The organism is Zhouia spongiae (assembly GCF_022760175.1).
GTDB classification, from domain to species: Bacteria; Bacteroidota; Bacteroidia; order Flavobacteriales; family Flavobacteriaceae; genus Zhouia; species Zhouia spongiae.
In genome coordinates, this window is the sequence record NZ_CP094326.1 from 805258 (window position 1) to 828522 (window position 23265).

At 39.4% G+C, this 23265-nt stretch carries 19 protein-coding genes; 9 read left to right on the plus strand and 10 right to left on the minus strand.

Annotated features, from left to right (window positions below; genetic code table 11):
• Window positions 1-8: 8 nt before the first annotated feature.
• From hemW to MQE36_RS03575, 5 genes are all read right to left on the minus strand, one after another.
• The gene (hemW, locus tag MQE36_RS03555) at window positions 9-1184 is read right to left on the minus strand and encodes a radical SAM family heme chaperone HemW (protein WP_242937797.1); all 1176 of its coding nucleotides are present in this window, start codon (window positions 1182-1184) and stop codon (window positions 9-11) included.
• Window positions 1185-1202: 18 nt separating this feature from the next.
• Window positions 1203-1754, minus strand: coding sequence for a crossover junction endodeoxyribonuclease RuvC (gene ruvC / locus MQE36_RS03560; protein ID WP_242937798.1), 552 nt, complete (start codon window positions 1752-1754; stop codon window positions 1203-1205).
• 42 nt (window positions 1755-1796) lie between these two features.
• Complete coding sequence (locus tag MQE36_RS03565; protein ID WP_242937799.1) at window positions 1797-2174, minus strand: hypothetical protein; 378 nt, start codon at window positions 2172-2174, stop codon at window positions 1797-1799.
• Window positions 2175-2484: 310 nt separating this feature from the next.
• Window positions 2485-3738 (minus strand): M56 family metallopeptidase, encoded by a 1254-nt coding sequence (locus MQE36_RS03570; protein ID WP_242937800.1) that lies wholly within the window; start codon window positions 3736-3738, stop codon window positions 2485-2487.
• Window positions 3739-3740: 2 nt separating this feature from the next.
• Window positions 3741-4103: a BlaI/MecI/CopY family transcriptional regulator gene (locus MQE36_RS03575; protein ID WP_242937801.1), complete on the minus strand. Its 363-nt coding sequence runs from the start codon at window positions 4101-4103 to the stop codon at window positions 3741-3743.
• A 124-nt stretch (window positions 4104-4227) separates the two neighbouring features.
• Here MQE36_RS03575 and MQE36_RS03580 point away from each other — a divergent pair, with 124 nt between their 5' ends.
• Together MQE36_RS03580 and MQE36_RS03585 are read left to right on the plus strand one after the other, a co-directional pair.
• Window positions 4228-4737: a DUF456 domain-containing protein gene (locus MQE36_RS03580; protein WP_242937802.1), complete on the plus strand. Its 510-nt coding sequence runs from the start codon at window positions 4228-4230 to the stop codon at window positions 4735-4737.
• An 85-nt stretch (window positions 4738-4822) separates the two neighbouring features.
• Entirely contained in the window at window positions 4823-6889 is a 2067-nt protein-coding gene (locus tag MQE36_RS03585) for a response regulator (protein ID WP_242937803.1), read from the plus strand.
• Between the two features lie 285 nt (window positions 6890-7174).
• Here the strand turns inward: MQE36_RS03585 and MQE36_RS03590 are convergent, their stop codons facing one another.
• From MQE36_RS03590 to MQE36_RS03605, 4 genes are read right to left on the minus strand one after another with little or no spacing between them, the layout of a single operon-like run.
• Window positions 7175-10687, minus strand: a complete 3513-nt coding sequence (locus tag MQE36_RS03590) for an efflux RND transporter permease subunit (RefSeq protein ID WP_242937804.1) — start codon at window positions 10685-10687, stop codon at window positions 7175-7177.
• Between the two features lie 3 nt (window positions 10688-10690).
• The gene (locus MQE36_RS03595) at window positions 10691-11863 is read right to left on the minus strand and encodes an efflux RND transporter periplasmic adaptor subunit (protein ID WP_242937805.1); all 1173 of its coding nucleotides are present in this window, start codon (window positions 11861-11863) and stop codon (window positions 10691-10693) included.
• A gap of 49 nt (window positions 11864-11912) precedes the next feature.
• The gene (locus tag MQE36_RS03600; RefSeq protein ID WP_242937806.1) at window positions 11913-13271 is read right to left on the minus strand and encodes a TolC family protein; all 1359 of its coding nucleotides are present in this window, start codon (window positions 13269-13271) and stop codon (window positions 11913-11915) included.
• The gene (locus tag MQE36_RS03605; RefSeq protein WP_242937807.1) at window positions 13258-13869 is read right to left on the minus strand and encodes a TetR/AcrR family transcriptional regulator; all 612 of its coding nucleotides are present in this window, start codon (window positions 13867-13869) and stop codon (window positions 13258-13260) included. Before MQE36_RS03605 ends, MQE36_RS03600 begins: the two co-directional genes overlap by 14 nt.
• 131 nt (window positions 13870-14000) lie before the next feature.
• On the opposite strand from MQE36_RS03605, the gene MQE36_RS03610 reads away from it, so the two are divergent.
• On the plus strand, window positions 14001-14975 hold the full coding sequence (locus MQE36_RS03610) for a polyprenyl synthetase family protein (protein WP_242937808.1): 975 nt from the start codon (window positions 14001-14003) through the stop codon (window positions 14973-14975).
• Window positions 14976-14988: 13 nt separating this feature from the next.
• Here the strand turns inward: MQE36_RS03610 and MQE36_RS03615 are convergent, their stop codons facing one another.
• A complete protein-coding gene (locus MQE36_RS03615) occupies window positions 14989-17295 on the minus strand; it encodes a TonB-dependent receptor (RefSeq protein ID WP_242937809.1) in 2307 nt (768 codons plus the stop codon).
• A 98-nt stretch (window positions 17296-17393) separates the two neighbouring features.
• Between MQE36_RS03615 and MQE36_RS03620 the strand changes: the two genes are divergently transcribed.
• The 6 genes from MQE36_RS03620 (at window position 17394) to MQE36_RS03645 (ending at window position 23048) form a co-directional block, all read left to right on the plus strand.
• Window positions 17394-18050: a metal-dependent transcriptional regulator gene (locus tag MQE36_RS03620; protein WP_242937810.1), complete on the plus strand. Its 657-nt coding sequence runs from the start codon at window positions 17394-17396 to the stop codon at window positions 18048-18050.
• Window positions 18051-18052: 2 nt separating this feature from the next.
• Window positions 18053-18877, plus strand: coding sequence for a ZIP family metal transporter (locus MQE36_RS03625; RefSeq protein WP_242937811.1), 825 nt, complete (start codon window positions 18053-18055; stop codon window positions 18875-18877).
• 79 nt (window positions 18878-18956) lie between these two features.
• The gene (locus tag MQE36_RS03630) at window positions 18957-20981 is read left to right on the plus strand and encodes an alpha/beta hydrolase family protein (protein ID WP_242937812.1); all 2025 of its coding nucleotides are present in this window, start codon (window positions 18957-18959) and stop codon (window positions 20979-20981) included.
• Window positions 20982-21058: 77 nt separating this feature from the next.
• On the plus strand, window positions 21059-21931 hold the full coding sequence (locus MQE36_RS03635; protein ID WP_242937813.1) for a S66 peptidase family protein: 873 nt from the start codon (window positions 21059-21061) through the stop codon (window positions 21929-21931).
• Window positions 21931-22290 carry a YraN family protein gene (locus MQE36_RS03640; protein WP_242937814.1) on the plus strand — a complete coding sequence of 120 codons (360 nt, stop codon included), beginning with the start codon at window positions 21931-21933 and terminating at the stop codon, window positions 22288-22290. The genes MQE36_RS03635 and MQE36_RS03640 overlap by 1 nt, the downstream gene beginning before the upstream one ends.
• Before the next feature lie 98 nt (window positions 22291-22388).
• Window positions 22389-23048 (plus strand): aspartate kinase, encoded by a 660-nt coding sequence (locus MQE36_RS03645; RefSeq protein ID WP_242937815.1) that lies wholly within the window; start codon window positions 22389-22391, stop codon window positions 23046-23048.
• Window positions 23049-23265 lie beyond the last annotated feature (217 nt).

The window sequence follows — 23265 nt, forward strand, 5'->3', positions numbered from 1 at the left end:
TTATCGGTTTACTGTAAATTTAAAAGAAATAAATCAGAGGCAATACCATCTGCAAGGAATTTTCCTTTCGGTGTTGTTCTTAGAACTTCATTGTCATCAGGAGTCGTGCAGGTCTCTAACAAGCCCTGTTCTATAAACTTTTTTGAATGCAGGGTAAGGTAATCGAGGTAACGATCGCCAAACTCGTTCTTTACTTTCTTCATCGAAACTCCCCAGACAGTCCTCAGTCCGGTCATTACATACTCATTATAGCGATCGGCTGTTGACAACAGTTCAATTTCAGAAGGAAGAATACCCTCCCCTATACTCTTGATATATTTAGTATTGTTGGCTATATTCCAGCTTCTGTGTATTCCGTCATAGCTGTGTGCAGAAGGACCAATACCCATATACCTCTTTCCCAGCCAATAAGCAGAATTATTTTTACTGAAAAACCCTTCCTTTCCAAAGTTGGAAAGTTCATAATGTACAAAATCGTTTTCCCTGAGCATCTCTACCAGAATATCAAAATGCTGCTGTGCCACCTCATCATCTACAGGCCTGACGACCCCTTTTTCTATAAATTTCTCAAGAGCGGTTTTAGGTTCCACCGTCAGTGCATAACTCGATATATGCGGAATTTTAAATGTCAGTGCCGTTTCTATATTCTGAATCCACCTTTCATTATTCATTCCAGGAATCCCATATATCAGATCGATCGTAATATTATCAAATTCCTTTGTTGCTTCTTCTATACATTTTTTGGCCTCTTCGGCATTGTGGGCACGGTTCATCAGCTTCAGATCTTCTTCAAAAAAAGACTGCACACCTATACTTAAACGGTTAATTCCTATGGATTTATACGCTTCAAAAACTGTTCCTGAAAGCTCCTGAACAGACGATGCCTGCGTTAAATCATCCGGGTTGGCTTCGAGGGTTATCTCAGGATGTTCTACAACATTGTAACTTTCATAAACTGTATCGATTATTGATTGAAGTTCTGCAACACTGAGCAAGCTGGGCGTCCCTCCACCAAAATAAATAGTTTCTACCGGCTCACATGCAAATTCGGGCTGCCTCATTTTCAGCTCTTTTTTCAAAGCGACAAGCAAGTCGTCTTTTTTCTTCAGTGAAGTAGAGAAATGAAAATCACAATAATGACAAGCCTGCCTGCAAAATGGAATATGTATATAGATCCCTGACATTTTATCCGGATGACAAAATTATTTAACCCTGCCTTTATTTTGTTTTACAAATGCTTCCCAACCGGAATAACTCTTGGTTTGTTCTGCGCTCCCTGAATTAAAGAAATGACATACAGCTGCAGCCAATCCGTCGGTAGAGTCAAGGTTCTTTGGAAGCTCTTTAATATTCAGTAAACTTTGTAACATTCTTGCCACCTGCTCTTTACTGGCATTCCCATTACCGGTTATAGCCATTTTTATCTTCTTGGGAGAGTACTCGGTAACGGGAACTTCTCTGGACAATCCGGCGGCCATTGCGACCCCCTGGGCTCTGCCCAGCTTTAACATTGACTGCACGTTCTTTCCAAAGAAAGGAGCTTCAATAGCTATTTCATCCGGATAGTGAGTATCTATAAGTTCAATGGTACGTTCAAAAATTAATTTGAGTTTGGTATATGGGTCTTCATATTTTTTCAGCTGAAGTTCATTTAACTGCAAAAACTGCATTTTCTTATCTATCACTTTAATAAGTCCGAACCCCATGATCGTTGTTCCCGGATCGATCCCCAATATAATTTTCTCTGTACTCAAAACATCCGTTTTTTATGGTGCTGTATGATTTACAAAGCTACGCTAATCTACCTTTAAAACAATGGGAAGTTTTATCTTGGTACCTACAGGGATATCTCTTTTAAGTGCCGGATATAACTTAGGTAACTTTTCGATGGATTGTTGTAAAAGACTGTCGAGTTGCGGAATTTGCCTGGTGATTTCCGGTGTTTTCTCTATGGAATCAATAGAAATCTGTCCGGTATTTGAAACCAGTATTTGAACCATTACCGTATCGTTCATACTTTTATGCACTACGATATGATTATTTTTAAGGGTGGTGAATACTTGTTCTATAAAGGTAAGCTGAAAACACTTTTTTTGCGATTCTTTATCGGCAGTTTCATCACAAGCTTCAAAGAGGGGGTACTGATCTACTTCATTCCAGTTGATATTTTTCATTTCTCTGTTAACCAATTCTTCCTTTGAAGGCTTTCCTTCGAAGAAATTGCATGAGACAACTAATAATATTAGAAAAATAACACCTGGTATTCGCATGAAAATCAATTCTGTGACGAAATTAAGCAATTAATCTTTATCCAGAAAAAATTACAATTTTTTCATCAATCTGAGAGATGGTCTTTGGCATAATAATTAATAGCCCGGGGAAGGTTCCCGCTTTTAAAAAGGCTATCGTTAAAACCGGGGCTTGCACCCCGGTTCCTATAACCCAAAATAGAATTATGAACTAAACAACTGTTTTCAATGACACTTAATTTAACCTGAACACTATGGGATACGCAAATGCCACAGAAATTGCATTCCCGTCTTTATCCTTTCCGGGGATCAACCGGGGTAGTGCTTCTATAATCCGAATGGCTTCATCTTCCAGGATTTTGTCCGGCCCTCTTTTATTCATCATGCTAACGGAACCATCTACGTTAATCCTGAACTGCACATACACTCTACCCTGTATCCCTTTCTCCTGAGCTTCTTCAGGATACCTGAAGTTCTTTCTGACGTGTGCATCTAATTGCTCTTTAAAACAATTAAGCTGATCTTCTTTTGCAACATCTTCACAAGCTGTAAACATGGGCTTCTGTGCTACCAGGGTAAATGGGATTTCTTCTTTATTTATAACCGTATTCTCTGGAAGCAACTCTTCTTTCCGCTCTTTTTCGCAGGAGGTGTAAACCAGCATTCCTGCTACTAATGGTACCATCAAAAGGTATTTTAATTGCCAAATCTTTTTAGATCTTGTTTTTTGTAACATAACGATTCGTTTTTTGATTAATGAATGATTGAAAAATTGATTGATGAATGATATATGTTCTGTATTGAACACCTGTTCCAATAACAGTTCATATGATTGTTTTTTTGATCTCTTTGCCGTATGGTCATCGGCTATAAATTCGTGTAACTCCGATATTCTTGCCTGATAAATATAGATAAGCGGATTGAACCAAAATACAATACGGAGGATTTCGAACAGCATCAGATCCCAGGTATGCCCCTGCCTGATATGAACCAATTCATGAGCTATGATATGATCGTGGTTCTTCTGTTTTATATAATCTCCTAAAAAAATATGCCTGAAAAATGAAAAAGCAACCTCGCTTTGAGTCAGTAAAACTTCCGTATACTCTTTATACCGGTGAATTTTACCTTGTTGCCTTAATTGATAAATTTTAATGAGTTTATACCCAAACCAAAGTATACTTAACAAACTTCCTGTTACAAGCATCCATTGCCACCAAAGTAAATCAGGCAATAAAGCGGTCTGCTCCGGAGTTCCGGTTACCGTGGTCTCCCCAGGGATCATAACGGGCAATCGCATGGCATACTCTTGCGGAACCACGCCTTTAAAGCTTTCGAGCCTGATAAACGGTACAACCAATGAGAGTAATGGCGCAACTATAAGATACACCCTGTTCCCGTTAAAAAATGTCTCTTTCTTAAGAAACAGATCGTATACCAAAAGGAAAAGCAACTGAAACGATATGGTTTGAATAATATAGTGTAACATGATTACTCTTTTTCTTTGTTCAATTCTTTCATGATGGCTTCCATTTCCTGTAAACTGATATCATTCTTCTTTACAAAAAACGATACCATGCTTTTAAAAGAACCCTGAAAGTAATTGTCCATTAACTTATTCAGTGATTGATTGCTGTATTCTTCTTTTTTTACCAAGGGAAAATACAAGTAGCCCTTACCTTCCTTCTCATGCCCTACAAAACCCTTGCTTTCCAGAATACGTACAATGGTAGATACTGTATTATATGCCGGTTTTGGCCCGGGTAGGTTCTCTATTATGGTTGCTACATTGGCCTTGCCTAAGGTCCATAACCATTGCATAATCTCTTCTTCGGCTTTTGTTAACTGTTTCATACCTATTAATCTTATTCTTAATACCAACACAAATACAACTAATTATTTAGTTTAAACTAATATTTTAGTTTGAAAATTATATGGCAAACTTTATATATCTTCGTCAAACTAATAAATATCGAAAATGGACATCCTGCTTTTAGTATTGGGTTTTGTATTTATAATACTTGGAATCTTAGGGAGTTTTTTACCCGTTCTGCCGGGACCTCCGTTAAGTTGGCTGGGGCTCTTGTTCATATACCTTACCAAAGCCGTTCCCGATAACTGGTGGGTCTTGGGGATAACACTTGCCATCGCCATTATCATACTGGTTCTTGACTATATTATTCCAGTAATGGGCACAAAACGGTTTGGAGGATCGAAAGCGGGAATGATCGGTACGACTGTAGGTCTTGTTGTTGCTATCATATTTCCGGTTTTGGGCCTGCTTGGTATTATCATCTGGCCATTTGTTGGTGCCTTTGTAGGTGAGATTATCAACAAATCTGACTCTAAAGACGCCTTGAAGTCGGCTTTTGGATCTTTTATCGGCTTTTTGACAGGTACATTTTTAAAGTTTAGCGTTGGAGTTGCCTACCTCATTATTTTCATAAAAGTTTTAATTACCAATAGCTCTTCCCTGTTCCGTTTTTAATATTTCAGATATAACATAAATTACTTACATTTATGGTATCTATTTAAATACATATATTTTTTGTATCCCAAACATACGAACTCTCATGTCTCGTCCTGAACTTGAAAAAAGACATATTATATCGCTATCGACATTTGTCTTTCTGGGCTTTGTGGCCTATATGCTGTATTGTATTTTTATTAAAACCATCAATAGCGAATTAGAGAAGGAACTTAATTCAACCGGTATACAAACAATAAAGGAATTTTCTAATATTGTTAAGAACGACATCAGGGAACTCAACAACCTGAAGAACAGACTTGAAGTCACCAATGGCATGTTCTATGAATACTGGACTGAGGATGCCATGGTAATTTTAGAGCAAAACCAATCGTTTAAATTTATTGAATGGATAGACAGTGCGATGGTCATCAGAAAAATTGTTCCTGAAAAAGGCAATGAAAAAGCCCTTGGTTTAAATATTTCAAATGTAAAATACAGGGTTGACGACTGGAGAAACTCTGTTAAGAACGCTACGACAAACATCACCCCCTGGGCTGAAATGACACAAGGGGGAAAAGCTTTTCTGGTGGATATTCCCGTATATTTTCAAAACAATTTTCAGGGTACCATTACAGCGGGGATGGATTTTAAATCTCATTTTGACTTCATCTTAAGTACATTGGAAGAAGAGTATGCGGTTTTAATCGAAGACGAAAACCAAGCTCCGTTTTATGAGTACAACAAACTGGATAAAAGTTCAATCGTCAACACCCCGCATATTAAAAAACTGATCAGTATTGAAGGCTTTGAAAACAAAGATTGGACCTTTTGGTTCACCCCGCTTCACCAGCACCCTATCGTAAAGAAAAAACAGATCGCTAATCTATCGCTGGCAGCCGGGATTATATTTTCTATCCTGACCAGCCTGCTGATTTATTTCTATATGTCCGCCCAAAAAGAAAATAAAAAAGTATACGAATCCAACGAACGGCTCATCCATTTAAATAAGTCGTTAAAGGATGAAAGGTTTAAGGCTGAAAAAGCATCCAAGGCCAAAACAGAGTTTCTTTCTAATATGAGCCATGAGATCAGAACCCCCCTGAATGCCATTTTAGGCTTCATTGAGGTATTAAAAGATTCTGAATTGAGCGAAAACCATAAAAAGTACTTATCGTTAATGGACCTTTCATCAAAAAAGCTTCTCAACTTAATAAATGACATATTAGAATTTGACCGTATAGAATCTGGAAAAACAGAATTAAAAGAACATGTTTTCTCTCCGGTAGAAGAACTGGAAAATATCATATCGCTTTACAAGCTAAGCGCTCAGGAAAAAAAAGTAGGCTTATCATTACACTTTAACCGAAACAATCATCATAACGTAATAGGCGATGCGGGTAAGTTCGGGCAGATCTTTACGAACCTGATCAGAAACTCCATTAAATTTACCGACAAAGGAACCATCGTTATAACATATGATGAACGTGTAGAATACAATGTGTTGTACTTAAAAATAACTGTAAAGGACACCGGTATTGGGATTCCCAAAAATAAACTGAGTACTATTTTTAACAGGTTTACACAAGTAGATGCAGGCAAAACTAAAAAACATGAGGGGGGCGGCATAGGACTCTCGATCACCTATCATTTACTGGAATTAATGAAAGGAACCATTAATGTTTCCAGTTCGGAGCATATAGGCTCTGAATTCGAAGTCAAACTGCACTTTCCCCTGACCAATAAGGAAAGGAAACCTGAAGAACACATTAACACATCCGCACTGGATCTATCCAACTTAAAGGTTTTGATCGTAGACGACAACAAACTTAATGTTACTGTTCTGGAAAAAGCAGTCGAGAGATTCGGAATCGTAAATCCGCAGAAGGCAGAAAACGGGCATATTGCCATACAATTGGCCGGTTCTGACAGCTATGACCTTATTTTTATGGATATTCATATGCCTGAAATGGATGGGTTTGATGCCACCAGTATCATTAGAAAATTTGATTCGAAAGTTATCATTTTCGGATTATCGGCCAACGTTACCAAAGAAGCGATCGATGAAGCCATCAGTGTAGGCATGAACGACTACATAACAAAACCTTTTTCATTAAAAAAGTTATATGTTAAGTTATATTATTACTTTGCCAAACAAAATGTAATAAAATAAAAAAAGCCCTCCGCCTCGGCGGAAAAGCCTTTCATTGGTTTAACTACTAAACCTCACGCTAATGCGTGATAAACAACACAACTAAACTTTAATGGGTCAAAAAAAGCTCTCAATTCCCCGAGAGCTTTTTTTATATTTTCATTGAAGACACCTTAACTGAGTCTTCAAATTCTTCATTTCTAAATGACCGGACAGCAAATATAAGCACATTTTTAAACCTGGCAAATTATTTTAACACAATCCGATACATCGCTATTAAAACAAAAATGATTATTCTTGTTTGTCTTACTCTGCATATTCAAATTCACTTGCAGGTTTTAATTCTGCTTCCCTGTCCGATTTGTTCTTCGATCTCAACCATATTTTAACCTTATATACGATAAAGAACATTAACGGCACCATGATCAGCGTCAAGAACGTAGCTACAAACAACCCGAATATAACGGTCCATGCCAATGGTCCCCAGAAAATAACATTGTCTCCTCCGAAATATATTTCAGGATTGAAGTTCGTAAACAAAGAGAAAAAGTCTATGTTAAGACCTATGGCTAGCGGAATCAAACCAAGAATTGTTGTTATCGCTGTTAACAATACGGGTCGTAGTCTTGCCCGTCCTCCGTTAACGATAGCCTCTTTTACCTGGTCTATGTCTAAAAGATCAGATTCGCCCAGACCGAGTTCGTGTTTTTTCCTATCAATCAATAATTGCGTATAATCGAGTAAAACCACTCCATTGTTCACTACAATACCGGCCAGTGAGATGATTCCCATCATCGTCATCATAATTACGAAAGACCAACCTGTAATCATCAATCCTCCAAAAACCCCGATCAAGCTGAGAAAAATTGCAATCATTATAATTGTAGGCTTCGAAATGGAATTAAACTGAAATACCAACAACAACATGATAAGTCCCAGGCCGGCAAAAAAGGCACCCATCAAGAACTGCATCTGTTTGTTTTGCTCTTCAATCTGACCCGTAAAGTCAAATTCAACGCCCTGCGGAGTATCGAAACTTTGCATTTCTCTTTCAATTTCAGCCACCACGGCACCAGCGTCTGTAAACCCCGGAGCCAACCCTGAATATACGGTCACTACCCGTTTAGTTTCTCTGTGTTTTATGGCACTAAACCCGGATGTATTCTTTTGTGTGGTTACTGCCGAAACGGGGATTTCTTTGATCTGACCTGTTGAAGGGTCTCTAAAAATGATATTCTGGTTAAACAATGCACTTTTATTGTATCGGTCTTCTTCATTAAACCTTACATTGATATCATAATCTTCTCCTGACTCTTTATAGACCCCCGCCTTTTCTCCAAACAGAGACCTTCTCAACTGATTACTCACTTGTCCGACAGACACTCCCAGTTCACCCGCTTTTTCACGATCTACCATGACTTTCATGGCAGGCTTACCTTTGTTCACATCAATTTTAAGTTCTTCAATGCCCGGGATATTACGATTACTTATAAAATCGCGCATACGTTCAGATACCACGATGAGTTCATCGTAATCTTCCCCGCTGATCTCAATATTAATCGGATAACCTACCGGCGGGCCAACAGCATCTTTCTCTACAGAAATTGCTACTCCGGGGTATATTCCATGCAATGCTTCCTGCACCTTTTTACGCAACTCCTCCGAATCCATTCCTTTCCGGTATTTATACTCGCGCATGGTAGCCGTAATTTTACTCCGATGAGGCATTTCTGCTGAGGAACCTCCGTCGGTTTGCGGATTTCCTGCTCCTTCCCCTACCTGGGCAACAGCAGACTCTACCATAAAATTACGATCTCCTTCACGGTATTGGTTGCCATTAAGGACTGTATAAACCCGTTTCTCAATATCCTTAGTCAGCGAATTTGTCTTTTCAATATCTGTTCCCTGAGGATATTCCACATACACAATGATCTGGTTTGGTTTGTTGTCCGGAAAGAACTCAATTTTGGTTCTACCACTTCCTACAGACATTCCGAAGAGCATAAAGACGGCGATCAGCAAAACAAATGTTCCGATCACAAATAGCCGTGGCCTCCATCCGCCCAAAGCATACCTTAAAAAGTTCCGGTATTTATCCTCGAGTTTTACCAACGTACTGCGCTGGAACCTGTTTGCCCAGCCTTTTACCAGGTATTTGTATACCCAGAACATGGCCGCAGTAAAGATCATCAGGGTTCCTAAGCCTCTTACTGCACCTCCAAACACTAAAATAAACAAACCACTCCCGCCTAACATAACACTCAGCCGGATCAACTGTTTTCTGGTCAGTACTTTTTCGCCGGTCTCCATAAACTGCGACACAAGCATGGAGTTAATAAAAATCGCCACGAACAACGAAGAGCCCAGTACTACCGAAAGGGTGATCGGGAAGAACTTCATAAATTCTCCCATAACACCGGGCCACATCCCTAAAGGAATAAATGCAGCTACGGTAGTTGCCGTTGAAATAATGATCGGGAATGCTATTTCTCCAATCCCCTTTTTTGCCGCCTGTATTCTCGACATTCCTTCTTCTTCCATCAAGCGGTATACATTTTCCACTACCACGATACCGTTATCCACCAGCATTCCCAGCCCCATAATCAAACCAAACAGGATCATGGTATTTAAGGTATATCCCATTCCATTCAGGATCATAAACGACATGAACATCGACATCGGGATGGCAAATCCGACAAACAATGCATTTCTAAACCCGAGGAAGAACATCAGCACCCCGACAACCAGGATAATCCCGAAAATTATATTATTAACCAGGTCACTAACCTGATTTAATGTTTTTTCAGATTGGTCACTGGTAAATGAAATTCTCAGATCAGAAGGATAATATTCCTCTTCTGCTTTTTTCACCACCTCTTTAACCTTTTCGGAAGCTTCAATCATATTTTTACCTGCCCGTTTTTTTACGTCGAGCATCACTACATTATTTCCGAACTCCCTGGCATAAGTGGTCTTTTCCTCTTCCTTAAAAGTAACTTTGGCAATGTCTCTCAGATAAACGGCTCCGTTATCAGACTTCACTACAAAGTCATTTAACTCTTTCGGGGTTTCAACCTCGCCCAATATCCTGATGGTTCTTCTTTGCCCGCTGGTAATCATGTTTCCGGCAGACATGGTAACATTGCCGTTCCGGATGGAATTGATCACATCGTCAAAGCTCACCTTGGCGGCCATCATCTTATATATGTCGACAGCTACTTCTACTTCTTTTTCCTGTGCCCCCCGAATATCTACCTGCTTGATCTCTTCTAAATCTTCTATTCTGTCTTCAAGATATTCAGCATATTCTTTAAGCTTTTCTACAGGATAATCACCATAGAAATTAACATTCATAATCGGGAATTCTTCTGAAAAATTGAGGTCAAACACATTTGGCTCAACCTTAGCACCGTTAAAAATCGGCCAATCTTCACTGGCTTTTTCTGAGTCTACCTCATCTTTTACTTTTTGTTTGGCTGCTTCGACAGAAATATCATCATCAAATTCTACAGTAATAATCGCATAGTCTTCCTGTGAGGTGGATAATATCTCCACAACATTGCTCACATTTTTAAGGCTCTCCTCAAGCGGATCCGTGATGAGCTTTTCAATATCTTCGGCTGTATTTCCGGGATAAGGAATACTTATATATATTTTAGTTTCTTTTATCTCCGGAAAATCCTCCCTCGGCATCCCGAAATAAGCCGAAAGCCCCAGAACCAAGAAAATCGATATCATTACATAGATCGTAGTTTTATTATCTATGGCCCAGGAGGCTAAACGAAATTCTTTATCTATTTTATTGTTATTAGTAGCCATTGTTTACTCTTTATCTAAGATTTTAACTTTCTGTCCTTCCTGCACTCTGCGTGCTCCTTCTTCTATTACCATATCTCCGTTGGCAAGCCCTTCGAGGACTTCTACATAATCGCCTTGTGTTTTACCGGTTTTGATAATTGCCTTATGGGCTGTAGCTACACTGTCTCCGTTTATTTCGCCAACAGTATATACATATTGATCTCCTTCTGCGTTTTCAGAAATAATGCTTTGAGGAATTAAAATTGCTTTTTCACTTGTATAATCGTTGATCTGAACTTTAGCCGTAAGATTAGGTTTTACAAGTCCTTTATGATTAGGCACAGATACTTCTATTTTAAAAGATCTGTTTGTCGGATTAATATAATTGCTGACCTGGCGGACCTTGGTTTCGACGATTTCATTTCCTAAAACAGGGAAAATTACTTTAACGCTTGTATTTTCTTTTATATAAGGCAGATACTTTTCAGGAACTTCAGTTTCTATATACATATTTCCCAGATTGACTATCCTAATGATCGGAACCCCGGCATTTACCACGGAGCCTTCATCGGTTATCACCTCATCTATGATCCCCGAAAACGGTGCTACCACTCTTGTCTTAGACAACTGACTCTGCATTTGTGCGACTGCATTTTTAGTAGATTCATATTGCGTTTTAGCCTGAAGATATTGAATTTCCGAACCTATCTTCTGATCCCACAAACGTTTTTGACGTTCGTAAGTTGTTGCTGCCAAATCAGCCTGCACTTTTAACTGCGCTAATTGTGAAGCCAACCCGCCGTCATCGATCTTGGCCAAAACCTGACCTTTCCTAACTGCCTGCCCTTCTTTTACCAATACATTGAGTAAAGTTCCGGGATACTCCGCATTAATGATAATATTCTGCTTGGTATTAACACTTCCCTGCAACTCTACATAATGATGAAAAATACTGTCTTTTGCTTTAAGGGCCGTTACCAAAGATATTTTAGATGTCGTATCTAGTTTTGATATTGCCGCATCGAGATTTCTTAACTCAGAAGCCAATACATCGTATTCTGCTACAACTTCCGAACGTTTTTGTTTAATCGCATTTAAATCACCTCCTGCGATAACATCTTCTGTCGACTTTTTATTCCCTCCACCACAAGAGGCCAATAAAAATGTAACGATTACTATTGAATATATTTTTTTCATTGATTGTTTAATTTGAGTTGTTTATTGTATAAATATGTTGATTAGGTAGTTATTCTTCTTCGACCGGCACCAGTTCTCCAGAATAAAGTATATTGTCCAATTCTACTTTACTGCTTATAATATCAAACATGGCCTGTAAATAATCTTGTTGAGAAGAATACAGTTGTACCTGGGCTTGTCTCAGTTCGAAACTGGACGCTATCCCTTCCGTAAATTTCACCTGATTCTTTTTCTCTATACGCTCGGCCAGATCAAGGTTCTTTTTAGAAATATTATACTTCTCCACCGAAAACTCATAGTTGCTTTTTGCATTGGCTAACTCAAGTTTAATCCGTTGTTCCGTTTCCGTAAGATCGGTTTTAGCCTTTTCATATTCAATTTTGGCCCTTTGTGTTCTGGCAGTACGTTGCAGCGAACTGAATATCGGAATATTAAGGCTCACTCCTAATAAGGAGCTCCCGAACCATTCCTGATCATTATCAAAAAAAGAAAACTCATCACTATAGGCCTGGTACCCTCCATTTAAAAACCCTGTCAAGGAAGGCAGCGCTTTCGATTTCTCCAATTTCAGCAGCAACTCTTTTGACCGTTCGTCGTTCGCAGCTATTTTATAATCTATATTCTCTTCCATAGAGAATGGCGCATCGTCCGGAGCTTCCAGCGATAGATTGATTAATGCCAGATCCTCTAACCTGTCTGTCAAGGTTATACTTTGGTTGACATCAATTCCTAATGACAGGTTCAATAGCTTATATGCGATTTCTCTTAACCTGAGGCTGTTATTTAATGCGTTCTCCACTTCAGTCAGTGTAATCTGCAACTGCTCTACACTCTCCTCTTCCGCCAGCCCGTTCTCAAATGTTTTCTGAGTTTCAAAAAGGTTCTTCTCCAGAGTAGCTTTATTGTCTTCCAATATCTTTATACTTTCTTCCGACACCAAAACATTACCATAGGCATTGATAACATTTGTCCTGACTGCCAGGTCAGTTTTCACTTTGGCATTCCTGGATATCTCTAAAAATACTTTTGCCGACTGGAGCCCTACCAGATATGAACCGTCAAAAATCAATTGTGACAGGGTTGCCGTAGCATTTACATTTTGTTTTGTTCCAAAGACCACCTCAGCAAATTCGCCGGAATCTCCTCCAAAAAATTCAGCAGGAACCAAAGAAACCTGCTGCTTTAAAAAATTTTGATAATCTACTGTTGCATTGATTTGCGGCAAACCAATGGCGGTAGTCTCCCATTTTTGCTTTTTGGCTGCATCGATGTCCCTGGCAGCATTGACAGAGGCCCGGTTATTTTCTATTGCAAAGTTAATGGCCTCTTCTAAAGAATAGGATTGCTGCTGCGCAGACACAACAGCTCCGATCAATAAAAAGAAATAGGTTAGTTTATTTTTTATCATTGTTTGAGTTAATTATTTGATTGAGTATTAATATTCCTTTTTCAGTTGCAATGCCCCGTACATAATAATCGAGAAAAACTTCCATTAAATAAGGCATGCTATAAACATGAGGTGAAAAAACATCTCCGTTTTTCAGCTCCATCATCCCATAGAAATAAAACTTGGAAATTATATCGACATCTATCTCCTTCCTGAAAATACCTTCGTCTACACCTCGCTTAAGGTTTTCCAGGATACATGCGTCCATCTGATCGTAAATCTTGCTCCTTAGTGCTTTATGTACTTTAGGGTAATATTTTTGTAACTGGTAGTAAGGAGAAGACTTTTCATCTTTCAGGTTTGAGAGCACGAAACCTTTAATTTCATACAATTCTTCTATGGGATTATTTCTTTGTCCCCTGATACAATTTATCCCATTGGTTACATAATCGCATCTGTGCATGGTACAAGACTCCACCAACTCCGTTTTATTTCTAAAATGCTGATAGATCGTCTTTTTTGATATCCCCATTTCATTCGCAATATCATCCATCGTTATACTTTTAAACCCAATGGTTAAAAACATATCGGAAGCCTTTTCTATAATCTTGTCCTTCATAATCGGAGCAAATTTAGGCAAGGAAACTTTATAAACAAAAAAAGTTTCCTTAGTTTTAAAATTATTTAACATTCAATTTACCATAGAGAGTGCCTTTATATATATTATTTTAGCCGAAAATTTTATTTTGCATGTTGTCAATAGATACATACCGGGAGGCTTTTTTATCTTTTTTGAATAAACAAGTTGCTGTAAAAGAACCTGAAAACCTATATAATCCCATGGTTTATATCCTAAACCTTGGCGGTAAACGGTTAAGACCGGTACTTACTCTGATGTCTGCAGAAATTTTCGGGGAAGACCATTCCAAAGCACTGGATGCTGCCCTTGCTATTGAGATTTTCCATAACTTTTCACTGGTTCATGACGATATTATGGATGCTGCTCCTTTACGGAGGGGAAAGGCAACTGTTCACGAAAAATGGAATTTGAATACCGGTATCCTGTCAGGTGATGTCATGCTTATTGTCGCTTATCGTTTCTTTGAGAATTACCGCCCTGAAATTTTTCAGAAACTGGCCAGGCTCTTTAGCAAAACAGCTATTGAAGTCTGCGAAGGCCAACAATACGACATTGATTTTGAAACACGGAATGATGTAACTGAGCAGGAATACTTAAAGATGATCACTTATAAAACAGCTGTTTTAGTGGGCGCTGCAATGAAAATGGGAGCTATCGTTGCTGAAACATCTGAAGAACAGGCGCAGGCCATATATGATTTCGGACTAAACCTGGGTATTGCTTTTCAACTAAAAGATGACTTTTTAGATGCTTTCGGAGACCCGGAGACATTTGGAAAGCAGGTCGGGGGAGACATCATTGAAAACAAGAAGACATACCTCTACCTGAAAGCCCTGGAAGGGCTGGATAATGAGCATACTGCAAGGTTAAAATCGCTTTACAATACAACCCCCGATTCACCGGCAGAGAAGATTCTGGAGGTTAAGAAATTAATGCGTCAAAGCGGTGCCGCAGCTATTACCCAAAAGGCTATTGAAACATACACGGATAAAGCTTTTGCCGTTTTAAGCAAGCTTGAAATCCCGGATCATAAAAAAGCTGTCCTCCGGGAGTTCGGGGAACAGCTAATGGGAAGAACCGTTTAAGACTTCCTTTCCTTTATAACGATTTAATCTTTAAACCGGCAAATATCGTCCTTGGCAAACCGGGACCGTAAACATAATTGCTATCCCTGTTTTTACCGGTATCAAAATCGCTTTGATAAGAATCGGTAATGTTCTTAACCCCTCCGAACACCTCTATTCCTGTATTTAGTTTTTCTATCTGGAATGTGTAACCTGCCTTAAGGCTTAATTCCGTAAATGAAGGCGAGCTGATGTATTCATCCCGGGTTTGTTCCGGAGCACCGGCAAAATGAGCAATATCCATAGCCCCGGTATACACCAGATTAGCACTGATGTTCAGCTTTTTGTTCGGCGTATAGGTTAGGGTTGCATACCCATAATTATCAGGTGTGCGTAAAAATTCTCTTTTCGCTTCCAGACCTTCAATGTTCGCTACCGCATCGTCAAACAGGCTCGACTGTAGCGTAAATCCTGATTCAAACTGGAGGATCCCGTCATAGTTTGCCCTTGCTTCAACAGTAATACCTTTAACCGTTGCTCCGCTACCGTTTCTCTTTTCAAAACGCTCTCCGAATTCATCTTCACCCAAAGGGAACAGATAAAACGCATCGTCCAGTTTCGTATAAAAACCTTCTAAGGTAAAACCGGCAATATAATGTTCTGTTGCTTTATCGTAATTTACAGAAGCGCTAAAACTATTGGAACGCTCTTGCTTTAAATCCTCTGATAAAGAAACCCTTGAGACCCCTCCTCCTGCAAAAGCGATATGCAGATCGGTATCAAAAGCCTGTGGAGCCCTGAAACCGGTACCCCAACTGGCCCTAAACTGTGTTTCTTTCCATTTATACATTAATGAAACTCTCGGACTGAGAATCACCTCATCTACAAAATTATGCTTATCTGCACGTACTCCTGTTAAAAAGTTCAGGGAAGGAGTAATATCCCAGTCGTTTTGTACAAATGCTCCAAAATTCTTAGTTGTCTGATCGATCTTATAATTGTACGCATCTATGATGTCTAACACATCGTCATACACATATTCCGAACCTATGGTCAGCACGGAAGATCCTTCAAGAAACTTCTCTAGCTTCTGATTGAACTGAAGTCCTCCCTGGTATGTAGAAACAACCGATGTGCCATAAGGCGGGTTGGCTATAAATTCAGATAATTCCGGGTCCTGATCCGGCATAATACCTGTATAATGATCGCGGTCTGTACGTTGTGTTCCAAAATAGGCGATCAAGGAATTTTTATCTTCATTAAAATTAATCTGATAGTCTACACTACCTATCAGGACATTATGTGTCCGTTCTTCCGATTGTTGTGCCAGATGCGCAGGCTTATCTACCATCTCACCCCCATACCGATATTCGTTAATACTGCTTAAACTCATTTCAATCTTCTGATCTTCACCGGGCATATAGAAGAAATTAGCTCCGAAAGAGTTATTCTTTAATTCAGGCAATTCAGAAAAGTTATCGCCATTATGGTCATATGTGTCCCTGTCTCTTTTATTTACAAAAAAAGTTGCCCCCGCATTTCTATTCTCATTAACAACTGTAGCATTACCACTTAGTATATGATCGTCGGCATTTCCTTTTATGTTCTGATAAGTATACCCTATATCATAAGCATCATTTTTTGGAATCTTTGTAATTACATTTACTGTTCCTCCTATGGCACTGGAACCATATAACGCAGAACCACCACCTCTAACCACCTCAATACGCTCAATCATATTGGCTGGTATTTGTTCTAATCCGTACAAACCGGTTAGCGGACTAAAAATCGGCCGGCCATTAATAAGGATTTGTGAATACCCCCCGGCAAGTCCATTCATCCGTAATTGAGTATAATTACAGGTCTGACAATCTGTTTCCACCCTTAATCCGGGTTGGAAACGCAATCCTTCCGATAAATTACATGCCTGTACATTATTAAGGGTTTCGCTACCGATTAAGTTTACAATTACCGCTGCATCTGTTCTTCTTTTTGCAGTTCTTGTACCTGTAACTACAATTTGATCTAAGCCCAAAGCATCTTCTTTCAGTGTAAAGTTTAGATCCAAAACCTTATTTGGTTCAATTTTTATTGTTCGTTCTATGGTCCTAAAACCAATGCTGGAAACTACCAGCGTATATTCCCCTTCATTAACTAAAAGATCAAAAGCTCCCGAATTGTCAGTAACTGCCCCTACATTATCGTCCGGCAAATACACGTTCACAAATTCTACCGGTTGCCCCTCATAAACCACCATCCCTTTTACCCTTCCTTTATTCTGAGCCTGCAACCCACAACAACACACTGATATTAATACACAAAACAAAAACCTAGATAACATTTGAATTTATTTTTATTTGTTTAAAATTATTTTTAGGCAAATCTAAAAATTTGTTTTTACAAATAAAAATGTATTTTTGCCTAAACTTAAAAAATAACATGACCCGTTCTGAAGAGAATTACCTGAAAGCCATTTTCCATTTATCGAATAATGGGGTTGGTGTTGTTTCTACGAACTCCATCGCAGATCAATTGGAAACGAAAGCATCGTCTGTAACGGATATGGTTAAAAAGCTTTCAGAAAAAAATTTAGTTACATATATAAAATACAAAGGTGTCGAACTTACAGCAGCAGGGAAGCTTCATGCTGCCAAAGTGATCCGCAAGCATCGCCTGTGGGAAGTGTTTCTGGTAGACAAGCTTCGCTTTTCGTGGGATGAAGTTCATGAGGTTGCCGAACAACTCGAGCACATCAAATCTGAAAAACTGGTAGAAGAGCTGGATTCATTCTTAGAATACCCAAAGGTTGACCCCCACGGCGATCCGATTCCCGATAAAAACGGGAACATTCAAAAACTTGACAAAGTATTACTTGCTTCTTGTAAGGCCAATGAATCCGGTGTTTTCGTCGGAGTGGAAAACTCTTCTTCAGAATTTCTGCAATACCTTGACAAACTTCGGCTTTCCCTCGGTGCCTCCATCAAAATCATGGACAGGGAAACCTTTGATAATTCTATGAGAATCCGTGTAGACCAGGAGGAAATAAACATATCTGCTTTAACGGCAAACAATATTTACATTAAAAAAAATAAATAACAATGTTTAAAGAAATCATCTCATTCTTTGAGTCCATCGATCCGGTTTGGGGCGCACTTTTAGCGACTTCATTTACTTGGTTTTTAACCGCATTAGGAGCTTCCTTCGTTTTCTTCTTCAAAACCATGAAAAGAGGTGTTCTTGATGGTATGCTTGGTTTTACAGGAGGGGTAATGGTAGCCGCCAGTTTCTGGAGCCTGTTGGCTCCGGCCATAGAAATGAGCCATGGCGAGGGATTCACTAAAGTATTGCCGTCAGTAATTGGATTTGCACTGGGCGCATTGTTCTTATTTGTTCTAGACAAGTTTCTCCCTCATTTACATATTAATTTCAAACCCAGTCAAAAAGAAGGGTTAGATACCGGATGGCATCGAACAACCTTATTAGTTCTGGCCATCACATTGCATAACATCCCGGAAGGACTGGCAGTAGGTGTCTTGTTTGGGGGGGTCGCAGCCGGAATCCCCGAAGCATCAATTGCCGGGGCAGTCGTACTGGCCATGGGGATCGGCATTCAAAATTTCCCTGAAGGAATTGCCGTTTCAATGCCCCTGAGAAGACAAGGCCTTAGCAGAAGAAAGAGTTTCTGGTACGGTCAGCTATCTGCAATCGTAGAACCCATAGCTGGGGTAATAGGAGCTGTTGCCGTTACTTTCTTCACTCCTGCCCTGCCTTACGCCCTGGCTTTTGCAGCAGGTGCCATGATATACGTAGTTGTAGAAGAGGTTATTCCGGAAACACAACAGGATAAATACACAGATGTAGCCACGTTAGGTTTTATAGGTGGTTTTTTGGTCATGATGACGTTAGACGTTGCTCTGGGCTAAACAGCATCCGTTTCTTAAATTCAAAATTTTTTGATTGGTTAGGTATTATTCGCTAAGTTTAATACCTAAAACACATCAAATGCGAACGCTTACCAGTATACTTGTTCTTTTCTGTACACTTCAATCATTAATCGGACAAACAGAAAAAAAGCCATTTTCTTATTTAGATGTATATGAAATAGAATATGCTTCTGACCCTCAAATAGCCCCAGACGGAAAAAAAGTAGTTTACCGCCGTGTCGGTTTTGACATTATGAACGACCGGAATTCCGGAAACCTCTGGATTATCAACGCCGATGGTTCTTCAAACTCAAAACTAACCTCCCGTGAAGTTTCAGAGTCTTCACCGCGATGGTCACCCGAAGGCGATAAAATTGCTTTTATAAGCAGCACGGATGAAGGTGCAGAAATTTATGTTTACTGGGTTAAAACAGGACAGTATGCCAAACTTTCCCAACTAGAGAAAAGCCCTTCGTCCTTAAGCTGGTCGCCGGACGGCAAATACATTGCTTTTTCTATGAATATTGCGGAAAAAGCTCCCGTTATTGCCAAAATGCCAAAAAAACCCAAAGGAGCCAAATGGGCTGATGCTCCCAGAATAACCGACAGGCTTAAGCATGAGGCCGACGGAAGAGGCTATATCGAACCCGGATACAATCATATTTTTATAATCCCTTCTGAAGGAGGCTCACCTAGACAGCTTACTTCGGGCAATTATAACCACAGTGGAAATTTATCCTGGTCGCCGGACGGGAAACTCATTTATTTTTCGGGAAACAGAAATGAGGACTGGGAATATAATTATACAAACAGCGAGGTATATAGTGTTCATACTGAAACCTCAGAAATAGCAGCCTTAACTTCTCGTCAGGGGCCTGACTACAACCCCATCGCTTCGCCAAATGGCAAACACATTGCTTTTATAAGTAACAATGGAAAAGTCCAGGCTTACCAAAACAGGACACTTCACATTATGAACACGGACGGTTCTGACATGAAAGAGATCACTACCGAACTGGACAGAAGTGTTTCTGACCTGGAATGGGATTCAAAAAGCAAGGGAATTTATTTTACGTATGACGATAAAGGAAACTCTAAAATAGGGTATGTATCACTTCGTGGCTCTATAAAAAAAATTGCCGATAATCTGGGAGGTACTACCGTGGGAAGACCCTATGCAAGTGGCTCTTATACTGTTTCTGATAAAGGAATCATATCATACACAAAAACCACTCCATACCATCCGGCAGAGATCGCTGTAATTGATGGCAGCTCCGACAAGGTAATAACCGCTCTTAACAGCGACATTTTGCCATACAGGAACCTTGGTAAAGTTGAGGAGGTGTGGTACTCATCATCAGTCGATAACAGAAATCTTCAGGGGTGGGTTGTATACCCTCCGAATTATAAAAAAGGAAAAAAATATCCTTTATTAGTCGAAAATCACGGCGGACCCATATTGAATTATGGCGATCGCTTTTCGACTGAAATGCAACTATATGCGGCTGAGGGATATCTGGTATTCTATCCTAACCCCAGAGGCAGCACCAGCTACGGAGAAGAATTTGCCAATCTCTTGTACAACAATTATCCCGGTGAAGATTACAATGATGTAATGGACGGTGTAGATTACCTGATCAATAAAGGATTGGCAGATGCTGACAATATGTTTGTCACCGGAGGTAGTGCAGGGGGTATTATGACTGCCTGGATTATAGGCAAAAACAACAGGTTTAACGCTGCCGTCGTCGCTAAACCGGTTATCAACTGGATCAGCAAAACACTAGTCGCTGACAACTATTATGGTTATGCAGATTACAGATATCCGGGACAACCCTGGGAAAATGTTGAAGGCTACTGGAAATTCTCGCCCCTCTCGCTTGTTGCTAATGTAGAAACACCAACGATGGTAATGGTAGGGATGAACGATTTACGAACACCTCCCAGTGAAGCCAAGCAATATTATCACGCATTAAAACTCAGAAAAAAAGAAACAGTTTTGGTTGAAATTCCCGGTGCAAGCCATAACATTGCCGGAAAACCAAGTAATTTAATAACCAAAATAGCCCATACCCTTGCATGGTTTGAGAAGTATAAAAAATAACCCTGCCCGTAAACAGGCAGGGTTTGCTAAATCAAAACGTGTTATTAACTTGTAATTTGAATCTAAAATTAGATACGGTGAAAAAAAACATTTGGATTACATCTACAGCAAGAAAAATCGATTTTACTGATATTGAAGCCGCAACAATGCTTCTGATGAAATGGGGGTTTGACTATAAGATCAGTAAAACTATCGGACTTGAGGACCGCCAATTTGCAGGCACCGACGACGAAAGAGCTGCTGAATTTCAATATGCGATGGACAATCCCGACATAGATGCTATCTGGTGCGCCAGAGGAGGGTATGGTACCGTACGAATAATCGACAAATTAGACTTCACAGGCTTTATAAAAAATCCAAAGCCAATTATCGGGTATTCAGATGTTACCGTTCTGCATTCCCACCTTCATACTTTAGGACTGACAAGCATTCATGCCACCATGCCGATAAATGTGAAGAAGAACACTATTGAAGCACTACATTCACTTAAAACAGCCCTTAACGGAGATAAACTGCAATATGAAATAAGATCATCAAAAGAGAACAGATCGGGTCAGGGAAACGGCAGGCTCGTCGGTGGAAACCTCAGCATCCTGTACAGCCTTCTCGGTTCAGGGTCTTCAATTGACACAGACGGAAAGATCTTGTTTCTTGAAGACCTGGATGAATACCTCTACCATATTGACCGTATGTTTATGAACATAAAACGAAATGGATATTTTGATAACCTGTCAGGATTAGTGGTAGGGTCTTTTACAGATATAAAGGACAATACGGTGCCATACGGGAAAACGGTAAAAGAGATCATAATCGATGTCACCTCCGAATATAACTTTCCGATTGTTTTTGACTTCCCTGCCGGACACATTGACGATAACAATACCCTTATCATGGGGCAACGTGTAAACCTTACTGTTAATAAGACCATCTCTAAACTCGAATTCTTGTAATGGCAACGCACAACGACTTTGGAGAAAAAGGAGAACAACTCGCCTCCGATTACCTTGTAAAAAAAGGGTATCAGATTCTCGAAAGGAATTACAGATTTCAAAAAGCCGAAATTGATATCATTGCCAAATATCAAAATATGCTTTGCGTGATTGAAGTAAAAACAAGATCAACTGACGTTTTTCAGAATCCTGAAGACGCAATTACGCAGAAAAAGATAAAATTATTGGTGAAAGCCATCAATAATTACATCAACGAAAACGATTTAGATACTGAGGTCCGATTCGACATCATAAGCATCCTGAAAAACCGCCAATCCCTTTCTATACAACACTTTGAAGATGCTTTCTACCACTTTTAAAATTGTTTTATTTAAAACAAATCGTTTATTTTTTTGTTTTAATATCATAAAATTTTAATTTTATCACACCATTAATCAATTTATAACAAAGTGTGTAAATGAAGACAATTTCATCGGTAGTAGAGGAATATATCAAAGCTAAGCCCTTTTTACAAAGTGCTTTAGCCCAGGGGATTATAAATCTAACCTCCCTGTCAAGAGAAATAAGACCAGAGATTGAAAATCAACTGGGCAAGGATGTCAGAAACGGCGCTATCGTCATGGCTCTTAAAAGACTATCTGCCGACCTTGAATTTCGGGCTACACATCGCATTCTAAAAGTCTTGAAAAACATCGGGGAGATTACTGTCAGATCTTCTTTAATCGATTACACCTTCTTGGTTTCAGACTCTATCCTGAACAAACAGGCTAAACTGATGCAGGAAATCAACAATAACCAGGATGTCTTTTATACTTCGTCAAGAGGGGTCAATGAAACCAATATTGTGGTAAGCAACAGCATGGACACATTAGTAGAGGCAATATTTAAAGAAGAGAAAACCACGCAAAAGGTTGAGAACCTTTCTTCGATTAGCGTCAAGCTTCCGGAAGAAAATGTCGTTATCCCGGGTATCTACTATTTTATCTTTCAAAGACTGGCATGGGAAGGCATTGTGTTACACGAAGTGATTTCCACCACGAATGAATTCACCATCATTGTCGGAGAAGACCAGGTAGACAAGGCATTTAAAGTTATAAAGGATTTGAAAATGCTATAAAAATCGAAAGACATGGGAAGCAGGGCCTTTTGGAAATACTACATCGATGTTACCGTTTTCAACGCCGTGTTTTCTATAATTTTCAGTTTTATTTCGGGACTTTTCTGGGGGTTGATATCATTTTGCTCGATAGGCATTCTCATAGGAATATTTGGCTTCCGGTATTTCAAACAACAAGAATATTACATGTATCACAATCTGGGTTATACAAAACTAA

Excerpts from the sequence above, each read along its gene's own strand:
- MQE36_RS03585 (WP_242937803.1), top strand. The coding sequence starts at position 4,823 with ATGTCTCGTCCTGAACTTGAAAAAAGACATATTATATCGCTATCGACA.
- hemW (WP_242937797.1), bottom strand. The coding sequence starts at position 1,184 with ATGTCAGGGATCTATATACATATTCCATTTTGCAGGCAGGCTTGTCAT.
- MQE36_RS03640 (WP_242937814.1), top strand. The coding sequence starts at position 21,931 with ATGGCAACGCACAACGACTTTGGAGAAAAAGGAGAACAACTCGCCTCC.
- MQE36_RS03630 (WP_242937812.1), top strand. The coding sequence starts at position 18,957 with ATGCGAACGCTTACCAGTATACTTGTTCTTTTCTGTACACTTCAATCA.
- MQE36_RS03590 (WP_242937804.1), bottom strand. The coding sequence starts at position 10,687 with ATGGCTACTAATAACAATAAAATAGATAAAGAATTTCGTTTAGCCTCC.
- MQE36_RS03580 (WP_242937802.1), top strand. The coding sequence starts at position 4,228 with ATGGACATCCTGCTTTTAGTATTGGGTTTTGTATTTATAATACTTGGA.
- MQE36_RS03575 (WP_242937801.1), bottom strand. The coding sequence starts at position 4,103 with ATGAAACAGTTAACAAAAGCCGAAGAAGAGATTATGCAATGGTTATGG.
- MQE36_RS03605 (WP_242937807.1), bottom strand. The coding sequence starts at position 13,869 with ATGAAGGACAAGATTATAGAAAAGGCTTCCGATATGTTTTTAACCATT.
- MQE36_RS03620 (WP_242937810.1), top strand. The coding sequence starts at position 17,394 with ATGACCCGTTCTGAAGAGAATTACCTGAAAGCCATTTTCCATTTATCG.
- MQE36_RS03570 (WP_242937800.1), bottom strand. The coding sequence starts at position 3,738 with ATGTTACACTATATTATTCAAACCATATCGTTTCAGTTGCTTTTCCTT.
- MQE36_RS03600 (WP_242937806.1), bottom strand. The coding sequence starts at position 13,271 with ATGATAAAAAATAAACTAACCTATTTCTTTTTATTGATCGGAGCTGTT.
- MQE36_RS03615 (WP_242937809.1), bottom strand. The coding sequence starts at position 17,295 with ATGTTATCTAGGTTTTTGTTTTGTGTATTAATATCAGTGTGTTGTTGT.
- MQE36_RS03595 (WP_242937805.1), bottom strand. The coding sequence starts at position 11,863 with ATGAAAAAAATATATTCAATAGTAATCGTTACATTTTTATTGGCCTCT.
- MQE36_RS03565 (WP_242937799.1), bottom strand. The coding sequence starts at position 2,174 with ATGAAAAATATCAACTGGAATGAAGTAGATCAGTACCCCCTCTTTGAA.
- MQE36_RS03610 (WP_242937808.1), top strand. The coding sequence starts at position 14,001 with ATGTTGTCAATAGATACATACCGGGAGGCTTTTTTATCTTTTTTGAAT.
- MQE36_RS03645 (WP_242937815.1), top strand. The coding sequence starts at position 22,389 with ATGAAGACAATTTCATCGGTAGTAGAGGAATATATCAAAGCTAAGCCC.
- MQE36_RS03625 (WP_242937811.1), top strand. The coding sequence starts at position 18,053 with ATGTTTAAAGAAATCATCTCATTCTTTGAGTCCATCGATCCGGTTTGG.